Here is a 13535-nt window from a genome sequence, read left to right as displayed (position 1 = left end):
TTACGCTTTACGAATGTTACATAGGGTTACTTTGGTTTCCTGCATCAAGGTAACCGGGTCGTAACCGTAAGTGGTTGCCGTGTTAGCCGATTCGCCAACAACGTAAGGTTGTGTACCTTCTGGGTATTTAGGGCGTAGGTCTTCACCTTCGAACTTACCGCCAAAGTGGAACGGAATGAACGCCAAACCAGGTTTCACACGACGTGTTACCATCGCTTTCACCTTGATTCGTCCTTTCTCTGCACCTTCAACCCAAACATCATCACCATCTCTAAAGCCAAGATCGTTCGCGTCTTTCGGGTTCACTTCAACAAACATTTCTTGTTGAAGCTCGGCAAGCCAAGGGTTTGAACGCGTCTCTTCACCACCACCTTCGTATTCAACCAGACGGCCAGAAGTCAGAACGATTGGGTACTCGCCCGATTTGTCTTGCTCTTGAATGGATTTATACAACGTAGGAACACGGAAGATTGCATCTTTGTCTTCCCAAGTTGGGTAATCCGTTACAAGGTCACGACGTGGTGTGTAAAGTGGTTCACGATGCAGTGGCACACGGTCTGGGAACGTCCAAACAATCGCACGCGCTTTCGCGTTACCAAATGGAATACAACCGTGCTTGATCGCGACACGCTGAATACCGCCAGAAAGGTCAGTCTTCCAGTTTTTACCCTCTGCTGCCACTTTCTCTTCAGCAGTTAAGTCGTCCCACCAACCAAGTTGTTTCAACAACTTGTCAGTGAACTCTGGGTAACCGTCTTTGATTTCACAGCCTTTCGAATAACTGTCTTCTGCAAGAAGGCTTTTGCCTTCGAATTCCACACCAAAGCGCGTACGGAAGTTACCGCCACCTTCTGCAACCGTCTTAGACGTATCGTACAGAATGTGTGTACCTGGGTGTTTCATTTCTGGTGTACCCCAACATGGCCAAGGTAGACCGTAGGTTTCACCGTTGACAGGGCCACCTTCCGCTTCCAATGTGGTTTTGTGGAACGTATGCCAGTTTTGTTGGTGCGCTTTCAAACGCTCTGGGCTTTGGCCTGTGTAACCAATCGTCCACATGCCTTTGTTGAATTCACGCGTTAGGTCTTCAATCACCGGCTGGTTGTTTTCAACACGGATGTTTTTGAACAGAAGATCGGAATAGCCCAGTTTCTTCGAAAGCAAGTACATGATTTCGTGGTCTGGTTTTGATTCAAACAAAGGTTCAATCACCTGATCACGCCATTGTAGAGAACGGTTAGATGCGGTAACGCTGCCGTGTGTTTCAAACTGTGTTGTTGCAGGAAGCAGGTAAACGCCGTCGGTACGGTCGTTCATTACCGCAGCAACCGTTGGGTAAGGGTCCACAATCACCATCATGTCCAACTTCTGCATCGCTTTTTTCATCTCAACACCACGTGTTTGAGAGTTCACTGCGTGTCCCCAGTAGAACATTGCACGGATGTTTTCGCGCTGACGAATGTTGTCTTTGTTTTCCAGTACACCATCAACCCAACGAGATACAGGAATACCTGCACTGTGCATTGGTTTCTGACCGCTATAAGCGTTGTCATCGAAACGACCTTTGATCCATTCGTAATCGATTTCCCACACTTTTGACCAATGACGCCAAGCGCCTTCAGAAAGGCCGTAGTAGCCCGGTAGCGTGTCAGAAAGTACGCCAAGGTCGGTTGCGCCTTGTACGTTATCGTGACCACGGAAGATGTTTGCACCGCCGCCTGATTTACCAATGTTACCAAGCGCTAGCTCAAGCACACAGTAAGCGCGTGTGTTGTTGTTACCAGTAGTATGCTGAGTACCACCCATACACCAAACAATACAGCCCGGGCGATTTTCAGAAAGCAGTTTTGCTGTTTGGTAAACGTCTTCTTCGCTTACGCCTGTTACGCGCTCTACTTCTGCTGGCGTCCACTTCGCCACTTCAGCACGGATTTCATCCATACCGAATACACGTTGACGGATGAACTCTTTATCTTCCCATTGGTTTTCGAAGATGTGCCACAACACACCCCAAATAAATGCTACGTCAGAACCTGGACGAAGAGAAACGTAGTGATCTGATTTCGCAGCAGTACGCGTACGGCGAGGATCCGCTACGACGATCTTACAGTTGTTCTTCTCTTTTGCGATCAGAATGTGCTGCATCGCTACTGGGTGTGCTTCAGCTGGGTTTGAACCAATGAATAGCATCGACTTACAGTTGTGCATGTCATTGAAAGAGTTGGTCATCGCACCGTAACCCCAAGTGTTCGCTACACCCGCCACGGTTGTTGAGTGACAAATACGCGCTTGGTGGTCAACGTTGTTCGTACCCCAAAGTGATGCCATTTTGCGGAACAAGTACGCTTGTTCGTTGCTGTGCTTTGCGCTTCCCAAGAAGTAAACCGAATCAGGGCCAGACTCTTTGCGGATGTCCATCACCTTGTTACCGATTTCTTCGATCGCTTGATCCCAAGAAAGCTTTTTCCACTTACCGTTTTCAAGCTTCATTGGGTATTTTAGACGACGCTCACCGTGGCCATGTTCACGCAGTGCTGCGCCTTTTGCACAGTGACCACCGGCGTTAAATGGGTGGTCAAATGCAGGCTCTTGACCCGTCCAAACACCATTTTGAACTTCTGCGTAAATACCACAACCCACTGAACAGTGAGAACAGATAGTACGTTTTATTTCTGTTTTCGCTTCTGGATCGACAGATTTTGCTTGCGCTTTTTTCATCATTCCCGGTGCGAATAGACTAGCACCAACCACTGCGCCACCAGCGGCAAGCGAAGTGTTTTTCATGAATGCACGACGAGATACGCCAAGCTGGTTCGTTTCTTTGCTCACACTGTCGGAGCGTTTGACAAGTTTCATCCGTTATCTCCTAAAGTGTGTCGTAGTAATCGCGAATGTGTTGAGTTTCACGATACCCTTTCTTCTTCACGTCGTTTTCAGAAGGCTCAACCGTTTCTGAAGCAACGGCCACTTTCGTGGTTCCCGCAACAACAGCACCGGCAACGGCAGCGGTTGTGAAGCCTTTTAGGAGATCCCTACGGCTTGTGTTTATTTCTTTATTATCTTTCATCATTGCTTCCTTACCTTACGGTAGATCTTTGGAGACTCATGCCTCTCTATCGATATGACCAAGTACTGCTCGATTACTCGTAATCAGTGACGTTTTTCACATCAATTTTTAATTTGTTCTTACTGCTTTTGGTGTTCACGCTAAAGCGCACTTGCTCTAACGTTAAAAACGCATCGCAAAGCTGTGCAGCTGGCTTGTAGAAGTTCACGCTTTCTGCGCTCTCTAGTTGGCGCGTAAAAGATTGGAACCAAGGGGCGATGTGTTTGTTAAACACCGCTTGTTGAAGTTCTTCCTCTTCACCTGTCAGCATTGCCATCACTTCGCACTGTGCAGAAATATGGTCTTCAGGCTCTTTCACGTTCTCTTCTCGTTCGATGCCTAAAAGATCCAAATCGCGACGAATTTCCGCTAACGGTTTTTCCATCATCGAGCCAGTACGATGCCAAGATCCGAATGGCACAACTTCACCACGTCCAATGCCAATAAACAGATCTTGATATTCTTCTTCTAACGCTTCTCGCTGCGCTTCGTTCGCGGCTTGTTGCAGTGCGAGCCAAGCTTTTTGCATCGCGCTCTCAGACGGCTCAATTTCTAGCGATTTCAGGAACGCCAGCATTTCATCACTAGGCGCACTACGAAAAAGTGCGGATAAAACGAGATAAATGTCTGTTCTCAGTGTTTGTTCTTGTTGTGTGTCCACTGCGAGCTCCTAGTATTTCAGTTGTTTCATTGGGTCTTCTGCCATCGACTCAAACATGTCGATCACACGGCAGTCTTCACACATCGCGATACGATTGATCGCCGCTTCATCAGAGAAATGAGAGTGACCGCGTAACTTGTTTTGTAGCATGTCGATCATAGACTGAGGTGCGAATGGCTTATGACAGCGAATACATTCCGCTGCTTTCTCTTCGTGAATCACAACCGCTTTTTGGCGCTCTTTTTTCACCCAGTTCATACGAGGCGTAAGCGTCAGCACTTTCTCTGGACACGCTTTCTCGCACAGCCCACATTGAATGCAGTCTTGCTCGACGAATTTAAGCGACGGAGATTGACCATCGGTATGAAGTGCACGTGTAGGACAAACTGCCACACAGCTCATACACAACGTACAATCTTTGCTCTCACAAGAAACATTGCCGTAAGGCGCGTTTGCTGGCAGCTCAACAATGTTCTCGACTGGAATACGAGAAGACGACATCGCATCCAACGCCGTAAATAGACGCTGACGTTTGTTACCTTGCAAATCACCTAATGCCAAATCAAAAGACTCGGTACAAAGTGTCGGAGCACCTTCACGTAGTGACTCTAGATACAGAATGTCGATGGTTTCTTTGGCGATACCAAGCTGACCGAGCAGCTCTTGAGCAATACCTACTTCGCTATTAAGCACACGAATAATGGTTTGAGGCATAAAACGTGAAGCCGCAAACAGCACCTGAGTAGCACCATTCACAAGCGCGGCGAACCAAGTATCAATACCAACCGAAGGCAGTTCTTCCACCACAATTGGAATCACATTATCTGGCAGTGCTTTTAGTGCCATCACGTTGTAGCTCTCGTGGCGAGAACTACAAATCAATACGATAGGATCTAAACCACCCGCTTGCTCATAGTTAGCTAGCGTACGTTCAATAAACTTTTGCGTATCTTCAGGGTTTGGCAGTGCGTAATGAATCGCTTCTGTCGGACACGCTGTAGCACAAGTACCCACGCCTTGACATAGGTATGGGTTGATCTCGATGCGATGGCCCGTTTTGTCGCTGCCTTCACTCGATAATGCACCTGCCGGACAGGCATCCACACAACGTTCGCAGCCTTTTACGCCACGAGAGCTGTGTGCACATAAATCGGTATCTAAACGGAAGAATTTCGGTTTATCGAACGTCCCCATCAAGGTTGGAATTTCTTCCAACGCCTCAGCCAGTTTCGGATAGCCACGACCTACTGGGTAGTAGCCCGGTACTGGGACTTCTTCCGACATGCAGCTGTTAAGGCAAAGATCGAGTACGATATCGAAACAATCGCTATTGATCGCGACCTTGGCAAGATTGTTGGTCGAACCATGATTTTCAATCAGAACTTCAAACGTACCTAAGAACCCTGAAACCTGAACCGAATTGGCGTAATAAAGCTCGGGATTTGTGCCCTTTTCGCCATCGGTAGAAAGCAGCGTTAGGCTGTTCATTTGCGACAATTGCGCTGCCGCACTTTCGATGATTGCTGTTGGGCCCACAATCAAAGTATTACCGCCGCTTTCATAGCTTACGGTTGGTGGAATAAGATTGGTCAACTCTACGGTATTTTCGAAAGCGTACAGCCTCGCTTTACCGTTATTGGAAGTTGCTTGTTCTAATAATTGTTTCAGCATTGCTCAATTCCATTTATGAACATGGATAGTCTTTTCCATCTCTTAGTGTAGTTAGCGCCGGAGATTCTGCTGATTAACTTATCAATGAGCATTCTTATTCCACCGTCTATAGGCGATGAATACTACGCAGTGCGTCCGTACTAACTTCAACCAGATTGGTATTTAGCAACAAATAGCAAGTGTCATGCCAATAAAATATCAACTAAAAATCAATAGGTTATCAATTTTACTGACAAATAGTAGGGATAAAAAAACCGGTTGAGACATTTTGTCTCAGCCGGCTCATTGAGTGTTTAGTCAAAATGTACCTATTCTTTGTGTGGTATATTTTGTCTCACCTCGTTAGGCGGTGATTCTTCAGCAAAAGTATCACTTTCGCCAAGCACTGTATTTATATACAGTTCATTTTCATCTTGAGTAATTTGGGCATTTTTGTCGGTGTTTGACTCTGCGTCTTCAACTACCTCAGATGCGATATCGTTAACATTAAGCTCAGACCCTTGCGCAGTTTCAGCGTCTGGTTCGTCTTCCACTTTGTCTTTAACCCAATCACGCAGCGTCTCAGCGACGTCTTGAGAAAGTGACTTTAAGTTACTGTAATCATCATCGTAATCGTCTAGGCCGTCACGCACGTTAAATTCTTCGGACAAGAACATTTTGCGCAGCGCGGCTTTCTTAACGCTTTCTGAAGCTTCAGAAACCAGCAGTTGCGCCACAGACATTTCTTCGGTTTTTTCAGTCTCTACACTCGCGGTAATGTCTGGAGCCTGACTATCCTCATCGATGTTCAAAGCATCTGAGCTTTCGTCAGCGTTTGAAAGCGCTGTGACATTATCTTCGGATTGCTCCGTCTCTGCTATCGGCGTAATCTCTTCATCATGTTGGGAAGATTCTTCTAGTTTACGTTTCGACCAACGGCTTAAAAAACTAGTTGCCATTTGCTCTGCCTGCTCCTTTGCGTTTCTTGCGTCTTACTTCTAACAACTCACCGTGACGACCAATAAAGGCTTCCATCCAAGCCTGAACGGCTAACGGCATATCGTTAGATAGTACAAGGTTATCACCATCCATATATTGCGCCGCAACAGATTGTGAGGCCGTCAGTAGCTGTATCGCTGGTTTTTCACCAGACTCGACGTTATCCATCACTAAAAAGAGTTTAGGTTGCTGAGAGCTTAAGTTAAAACGGTAGTCTGTACGCTCGTCTTTATGTAATTGCAACAGACAAACATCTGGAGTCTCTTCCGTCGGATTCAGCGCAAATCCTGTCAACTGCCATTGGGTTGTCACCCAAATCCCTGTACTGATCTCATGCTCAACAAGCTCTACGCCGATTGGCCATGTATCCTCAGTCTTTTCGTAATTTTTTTCGAAATCTTTCTTATCCGACATAACTCACCCAGTCTTTCTATTTTTGGTCTGAAAACACACAGGATATTTTGCCCCCGTTTTCGACCATTTTTATTGTCTTCGAAGCAATAAACGCGCCAAGCTGATATAACTTAGTCTATATACTCCCTCAGGCTATAAGTACCAAACTAGACGAAACTCAAATGTACTGATGTGTCATTACTGCGAACTCGCAGTTTTAATGCATTGTTGACATAAAACCTCGCAATTTCTGTGGGAACCGCTATTTTGGAATGAGATTTGCTAGCCACTTAAAACGCTAAAATGCGTAGCAACCTAACGCTCTTAATCACTAGGACACGACTGTGCTGAAACCAAATATTATTAAAACCAGTGAAAATCCCCTGCAAACCATTGAAGTCGATGTGTACGACGAGTACGGCGAAAAGCTCACGAAGCAAATCGCTTGCGAGCGTCCTCTTACGGTCATGCTGAACTGGAAAGAAGTGGTCACGCTCATGACGCTAGGTTCGCGTCCAGAAGCACTAGTACTCGGTTATTTAAAAAACCAAAGCTTCCTGTCCGATCCAGCCGCGATCGAATCCGTTATTATTGACTGGGAAACGCATTCCGCAGCGGTGATTACTAAAGAAAACACTGAGCACTTAGAAGGCGCCCTGAAAAAGAAAACCGTCACCTCAGGTTGTGGTCAAGGCACTATGTATGGCAACGTGATGAAGCAGCTTGAAAATTATCAAGTGCCTCAAGTTCCTCTTAAGCAGTCAGAGATTTATTCTGCGCTGGAAGCGTTAACTCATTACAACGACACCTACAAAAAAGCGGGCGCAGTACACGGCTGTGCGGTTTGCAAAGGTAATGAAGTGTTGTCATTTGTGGAAGATGTCGGCCGTCACAACGCAGTGGATACACTTGCAGGTGAGATGTGGCTCAAAGAAGAAACAGGTGAAGATAAAATTTTCTACACAACTGGTCGCCTTACATCAGAGATGGTGATTAAAGTGGCTCAAATGGGCATTCCTGTTCTGCTTTCTCGCTCTGGCGTTACTCAAATGGGGTTAGATCTAGCGAAGCAATTTGGTATTACGACCATTGCGCGTGCGAAAGGTTTGCGCTTCCAAGTGTTTACAGGAGCCGACAAGGTTGAATTTGATGTAAAAGGCAACCAATAACACCTTTTCAGTGTAAACTAAAACCAATAATGCGGATTCACAGAGGATGTGGACTATGAATAATGACCAATTGTGGAATTTTCTGCTTACGCCCAGCGGTATCATGCTTTCTATGATTATTACCTTTGGCGTGGTCGGGCTCTATGCGTATATAACCGGTCAGTTTAAGGATTAAGGCCAAATATCAAAAAAGCCTCGCTAAATAGCGAGGCTTTTGCTTTTTAAACGCTTTGCGAGTAATTACGCGTCAACGCCACGAGATTTTAGGAACTCAGAGTAAGTGCCTTTAAAGTCTGTGATTTTACCATCGCGGATTTCGATAATACGCGTTGCTAACGAGTCTACGAATACACGGTCGTGAGAGACGAAGAACAACGTGCCTTTGTATTGCTCAAGCGCGGTGTTCAAAGATTCAATTGATTCCATGTCCATGTGGTTGGTTGGTTCGTCCATTAGCAGCATGTTTGGCTTGTGCATCATTAGCTTACCAAGCAGCATACGACCTTGCTCACCACCAGACAGTACTTTTACTGACTTCTTAATGTCATCTTGACCAAACAGCATACGACCAAGGAAACCACGAACGACTTGCTCATCATCACCTTCTTGACGCCATTGACCCATCCAATCCGTTAGATTCATATCTTCTGCAAAGTCATGCGCGTGGTCTTGCGCGTAGTAACCGATGTTTGCATTTTCAGACCATTTGAACTCACCAGCACGCGGTTCAAGTACACCAGCAAGCGTGTTTAGAAGTGTTGTTTTACCCACACCATTTTCACCGATGATCGCAACGCGCTCTCCCACTTCAAAAATTGCATTGAAGTCTGAGAACAAGTCCTCTTCAAAACCTTGGCTCAGGTTTTCTACAATCAGAGCGTTACGGAACAGCTCTTTAGACTGTTCAAAACGAATGAATGGGTTTTGACGACTAGACGCTTTCACTTCGTCCAATTTGATCTTGTCGATTTGCTTCGCACGAGATGTCGCTTGTTTTGCTTTCGATGCGTTTGCAGAGAAACGCGCAACGAAAGTTTGTAGCTCAGCGATTTGTGCTTTCTTCTTAGCGTTGTCGTTTAGTAGACGTTCGCGAGCTTGAGAAGCCGCCGTCATGTACTCGTCGTAGTTACCTGGGTAAACACGTAGTTCACCGTAGTCCAAGTCAGCCATGTGTGTACATACTGAGTTTAGGAAGTGACGGTCGTGCGAAATGATGATCATTGTGCAGTTACGCGCGTTTAGCGTGTCTTCCAACCAACGGATTGTGTCCATGTCCAAGTTGTTGGTAGGTTCGTCAAGAAGCATCACATCTGGGTCTGCGAATAGAACCTGCGCTAGAAGCACACGAAGTTTCCAACCTGGTGCTACTTCACTCATTAGACCGAAGTGTTGCTCCATTGGGATACCTACAGCAAGAAGAAGCTCGCCCGCTTTGGCTTCTGCCATGTAGCCGTCCATTTCAGCAAACTGAACTTCTAAGTCAGCCACTTTCATGCCGTCTTCTTCGCTCATTTCAGCAAGTGAGTAGATGCGGTCACGCTCTTTCTTCACTTCCCATAGCTCTTTATGACCCATGATAACGGTATCGATTACAGTAAATTCTTCGTAAGCGAACTGGTCCTGGTTCAGTTTTGCAACGCGCTCGTTTGGATCGTAGCTTACGTTACCACTGGTTTGCTCAAGCTCGCCGCTGAGGATCTTCATAAAGGTTGATTTACCACAACCGTTAGCTCCAATTAAGCCATAGCGATTGCCTTCGCCGAACTTAACTGAAATGTTTTCGAATAGAGGCTTAGCGCCGAATTGTTGAGTAATATTCGCTGTGGAGATCAAAACCTTTACCTTAGCAATTGGGGTGTATTTAGAAAAACCGGGCAACGGTACTTGTTCATGCTACATACTGCAAGTGTTGTTTTTATTAATTCATAGCTAGTGAAACCATCGCAGTGCTTCTTCAAAGCAAAAAGCTCAAGCACAAATGCGTCATTGAATACAAAAAAGAGCCAGTATTATAACTGGCTCTTTCTTCCGTAATGCTTACAACAAGTGACTAAGCGATATTCGTCACCTCTAGGATCAGTTCGGCTTTTTTAGGTAAATAAATACTGAATTTACTGCCTTTTCCCCATTCAGACTCTGCTTTTAACTCACCACCCGTTTGGCTGAGAATACTTTGGGAGACCGATAGCCCTAACCCTGTGCCTTCTCGTTTCGTTGTGTAAAATGGCGAGAAGATTCGACTCAAGTTTTCTGGTTTAATACCGCAGCCCTCATCGATAACATGAATCGCAGCTCCTTTCACTTCGCCCTCTTCAATCCAGTCTTCACTGACTACTGTTAAAGTTCCTTTACCGCTCATTGCGTGAATGGCGTTCATTTGCAAATTAACTAAGATTTGTAGCAAGTGGTGACGGTTTATCTCAACGGACGTATGCGCTTGTAGGTCAGTCACAAACTCAACGTCGCGTTTCTTGGTGCCAGTTTTAACCAAGGTGATGCTTTCATCAATGATAGGATTGACATGTTGCCAAGTGATTTCATCTTGAACACCGCCTTGGCGACTGTATTGCAATAAACTGCGTGTGATATTGCGGATACGATCAATTTGCGCGTGAATCGCATCAATTTCTTCTTGTACTCGACTTGCATCGTCACCTAATTCAAAATGGATCAATTCTACGTTGCCAAGAATCACGGCGGTTGGGTTATTAATTTCGTGAGCAATCCCCGCGGTGAGTTCTCCCAGTGCTGCCAGTTTTTCATGAACAACGAGTTTGTCGCGGGTTTGGTTGAGCAATTGAATATGCAGTTCAAGATCTTGGGTTTTTTCTCTCAGGCTTGCCGTACGCTCTTGAACTTTGCATTCAAGTTGAGCTGCGGAGTTTTTCAATTCAATTTTGCGCTCTTCTAGCGCGTCTAACATATCATCAAACTGTCTGGCTAACTGCGCAAGTTCATGATCGGCATCTAATCCTAACGGGCCAATCCGTTTTTCTTTACCTTGTTGGACCTGCTTCACCACTTTATGAATGCGTTCGATCGGTCGAAACAGATCATAAGAACCGCGATATACCATCACGCCGGAAACCAGCAATAACATAACCGTAATCAAGCTGATTTCGGCAATGTTCGTCATGTAGGCTTTAACGAATGGCCACATGAGGTAACCCGTATAAAGCATACCAATAACATTGTCGTATTGGTCTTTGATTGGTTGATACGCCGTAATATACCAAGCGTCATACACATAAGCGCGATCAACCCACTGTTCACCCTTCGAAAGTACTTGGTTATACACTTCTGCGCTCACGCGAGTGCCTATGGCGCGCCCTAGCCTATGATCGCTGTCTAAAGGAACGTTGGTGCTCACACGCAAATCATCGAGAAATACCGTCAACGTACCCACAGGGCGAAGGCGGTCATTATCACTTAAGTATATGAGATCGCGGATTTGATCCACCAGCACTGTACTATTGTTAAGGAGCAAACCACCATCCAGAAAGCCGATCAAATCGTTCGCTTGGCTGTATACCGGAATCACGGTCCGACTGACTAACCCACGCACCTCCCTGTCACCATCAGCAAGAATAGGCACTTCTGCTCGTTTGGCGAGTTCAGGATCGAGGCGTTCGAGTTCTTCTTTATTGAGCACATCAAAAAACGATTCGCGCTTGGTGAGATCCATAAAGCGGAATTTGTTTTCCATGGAATTAACGCGTTGGAAAGAGAGAAAATCTAAAGCATATCTTTTCTTCTGCTCTGTGACCCACTTTTTCAGGTCACCTTGTGGCGTTCCTTGATTAATACGAATACGGAAATCGTACGAATCGGCAAACGCCCGCACGTAATTGGCTTGCTTTTGCTGTAACAACGTTACACTGTTATTTGCAACACCAAGACGTTCCGAGACATCAAGCAGCGCATTTTGCCACGTGTAATGAATAGACCAATAAATGGTAATGCCGATCAGAGCTAACAATGTGAGGAAAATCGGCGCAGAGGTTAAGAATAACAAGCGATAACGCACCATGGTTTTAAAACGGTGCGTCCATTTTGACAATCCTTTGTGCTGTGGGCCGTTAGTCGGCATATTCCTCACCCTCAGAATCCCATTCTTTGTACTTACGTTCTAAGGTCTTGCGAGCTACGCCCAAGTCACGAGCAGCAGCAGACTTATTACCTTCATGCAAGTTAACGACTTGTTTAATATGTGCTTTCTCGACTTCTTTTAACGTCCAGCTGTTTGGATAGCCTTCGCCAGTAAATTCTTTGCCTTCTCTAAAGGTTGGTAACTCAGCAGAGTGAGAAACAGTAATCGATACATTAGGCAGTGAATGCCCGCCATTCAGCTCTCGCCAATAGTGTGCAGGTGGTTTGCCAAGCAAGATACAACGCTCAATCAAGTTTTTCAGCTCACGAATGTTTCCCGGCCAATCGTACTCACTCATGGCTTCCATATCCTCGTGAGCCCATTTGGGCGCAGGCATACCGAGCTCGCGCGTCAGCATGTTGCTGAAAAATGGCACCAACTCAAATAAGTCGGTTTTGCGCTCTCGCAGCGGACACACTTCAATTTTCAGAACGTTTAAACGGTAATAGAGGTCACTGCGGAAATTACCTTGATTGACCTCTTCTTGCAGGTTTCGGTTGGTTGCCGCTACGATACGGACATCAATACTGATCTCTCTTTCTGAACCGACAGGGCGAATCGTACGCTGCTCTAAAACGCGTAACAGCGACGCTTGCATTGCAAGTGGCATTTCCCCAATTTCATCGAGGAACAAGGTGCCGCCATTTGCTACGCGGAACAAACCTTCACGAGATTTTTTCGCACCGGTAAACGCGCCCGATGTATGACCAAATAACTCACTTTCAAGTAGCTCAGGTGCAATCGCGCCGCAGTTGATTGGCACAAACGGGCCCGTTCTCCCACTCGCCTGGTGGATACCTCGTGCAACTAGCTCTTTACCCGTACCCGACTCACCTTCCACCAAAACAGAAGCACGTGATGGTGCAAATTGGTTAATAAGTTGCTTAAGCAGACGCGTTTTTTCTGAGCCGCCGATGATCTCTGAGGTATTGTGACGTTGGTAATCGCGTGTCATGGCGTACTGCATGCGTTCGTTCAAACGGCGATCCATACAGCGACTGACCGCTTTTAACATCTGCTCAAGGTTGAATGGTTTGAGGATAAAGTCGGAAGCACCGAGCTGTAGCGCTCGAATGGCAATTTCTAAATCCGCATAACCCGTCATAAAAATCACATCGGCACGTTTGTCATCATCTTCAAACGCTTCTTCCCACTCAATTCCAGAACGCCCTGGCAGATTAATATCCAGTAAGATCAGATCATAATGTCGAGAATTACGCAGTTGTTCTGCTTCTTCGATGCTACCAGCTGTATCGACATGTGAAAAAAGCTTACCCAATGCCTTTTTCAAGATGGCTTGCATGCCTAATTCATCATCGACGACCAGTACGGAAAAGGCGCTATATTGTTGGTTTGTACTAAGATGGGATTGAGTAGACATATTTACCCCAGATGGATTTCGATGGG

10 protein-coding genes are annotated in these 13535 nt (G+C 46.0%); 1 reads left to right on the top strand and 9 read right to left on the bottom strand.

The genetic code is table 11. The features are described 5' to 3' along the window. The 6 genes from R8N47_RS16680 to R8N47_RS16655 all read right to left on the bottom strand — a co-directional run bounded on the left by R8N47_RS16680 (position 1) and on the right by R8N47_RS16655 (position 6830). Positions 1-2856 carry a formate dehydrogenase subunit alpha gene (locus tag R8N47_RS16680; RefSeq protein WP_021033875.1) on the bottom strand — a complete coding sequence of 952 codons (2856 nt, stop codon included), beginning with the start codon at positions 2854-2856 and terminating at the stop codon, positions 1-3. 10 nt (positions 2857-2866) lie between these two features. Then, the gene (locus R8N47_RS16675; RefSeq protein WP_005377542.1) at positions 2867-3067 is read right to left on the bottom strand and encodes a twin-arginine translocation signal domain-containing protein; all 201 of its coding nucleotides are present in this window, start codon (positions 3065-3067) and stop codon (positions 2867-2869) included. Positions 3068-3140: 73 nt separating this feature from the next. Further along, positions 3141-3767: a molecular chaperone gene (locus tag R8N47_RS16670; protein WP_064353914.1), complete on the bottom strand. Its 627-nt coding sequence runs from the start codon at positions 3765-3767 to the stop codon at positions 3141-3143. 9 nt (positions 3768-3776) lie between these two features. After that, complete coding sequence (locus tag R8N47_RS16665; protein WP_064353913.1) at positions 3777-5438, bottom strand: 4Fe-4S dicluster domain-containing protein; 1662 nt, start codon at positions 5436-5438, stop codon at positions 3777-3779. Between the two features lie 308 nt (positions 5439-5746). Beyond that, entirely contained in the window at positions 5747-6376 is a 630-nt protein-coding gene (locus tag R8N47_RS16660; RefSeq protein ID WP_005389513.1) for a DUF3306 domain-containing protein, read from the bottom strand. Beyond that, positions 6366-6830, bottom strand: a complete 465-nt coding sequence (locus tag R8N47_RS16655) for a DUF3305 domain-containing protein (protein WP_005389514.1) — start codon at positions 6828-6830, stop codon at positions 6366-6368. The genes R8N47_RS16660 and R8N47_RS16655 overlap by 11 nt, the downstream gene beginning before the upstream one ends. 323 nt (positions 6831-7153) lie before the next feature. Here R8N47_RS16655 and R8N47_RS16650 point away from each other — a divergent pair, with 323 nt between their 5' ends. After that, positions 7154-7978: a formate dehydrogenase accessory sulfurtransferase FdhD gene (locus tag R8N47_RS16650; RefSeq protein WP_017820681.1), complete on the top strand. Its 825-nt coding sequence runs from the start codon at positions 7154-7156 to the stop codon at positions 7976-7978. Between the two features lie 240 nt (positions 7979-8218). On the opposite strand, the gene R8N47_RS16645 is transcribed toward R8N47_RS16650, so the two are convergent. The 3 genes from R8N47_RS16645 to R8N47_RS16635 all read right to left on the bottom strand — a co-directional run bounded on the left by R8N47_RS16645 (position 8219) and on the right by R8N47_RS16635 (position 13509). Continuing rightward, positions 8219-9811 (bottom strand): ABC-F family ATPase, encoded by a 1593-nt coding sequence (locus R8N47_RS16645; protein ID WP_025766654.1) that lies wholly within the window; start codon positions 9809-9811, stop codon positions 8219-8221. Between the two features lie 217 nt (positions 9812-10028). Then, positions 10029-12068 (bottom strand): cache domain-containing protein, encoded by a 2040-nt coding sequence (locus tag R8N47_RS16640; protein ID WP_064353912.1) that lies wholly within the window; start codon positions 12066-12068, stop codon positions 10029-10031. Further along, complete coding sequence (locus R8N47_RS16635) at positions 12058-13509, bottom strand: sigma-54-dependent transcriptional regulator (RefSeq protein WP_064353911.1); 1452 nt, start codon at positions 13507-13509, stop codon at positions 12058-12060. Before R8N47_RS16635 ends, R8N47_RS16640 begins: the two co-directional genes overlap by 11 nt. Between the last annotated feature and the right edge of the window lie 26 nt (positions 13510-13535).

The organism is Vibrio sp. 2132-1 (assembly GCF_033344315.1).
Note: the sequence above shows the minus strand (reverse complement) of the source record. Positions and strands in the feature narration are given on the sequence as shown.

What these genes read in the sequence shown, in the direction of transcription:
- R8N47_RS16640 (WP_064353912.1), bottom strand. Translation starts at nt 12,068, where the DNA reads ATGCCGACTAACGGCCCACAGCACAAAGGATTGTCAAAATGGACGCAC.
- R8N47_RS16655 (WP_005389514.1), bottom strand. Translation starts at nt 6,830, where the DNA reads ATGTCGGATAAGAAAGATTTCGAAAAAAATTACGAAAAGACTGAGGAT.
- R8N47_RS16665 (WP_064353913.1), bottom strand. Translation starts at nt 5,438, where the DNA reads ATGCTGAAACAATTATTAGAACAAGCAACTTCCAATAACGGTAAAGCG.
- R8N47_RS16635 (WP_064353911.1), bottom strand. Translation starts at nt 13,509, where the DNA reads ATGTCTACTCAATCCCATCTTAGTACAAACCAACAATATAGCGCCTTT.
- R8N47_RS16675 (WP_005377542.1), bottom strand. Translation starts at nt 3,067, where the DNA reads ATGAAAGATAATAAAGAAATAAACACAAGCCGTAGGGATCTCCTAAAA.
- R8N47_RS16660 (WP_005389513.1), bottom strand. Translation starts at nt 6,376, where the DNA reads ATGGCAACTAGTTTTTTAAGCCGTTGGTCGAAACGTAAACTAGAAGAA.
- R8N47_RS16680 (WP_021033875.1), bottom strand. Translation starts at nt 2,856, where the DNA reads ATGAAACTTGTCAAACGCTCCGACAGTGTGAGCAAAGAAACGAACCAG.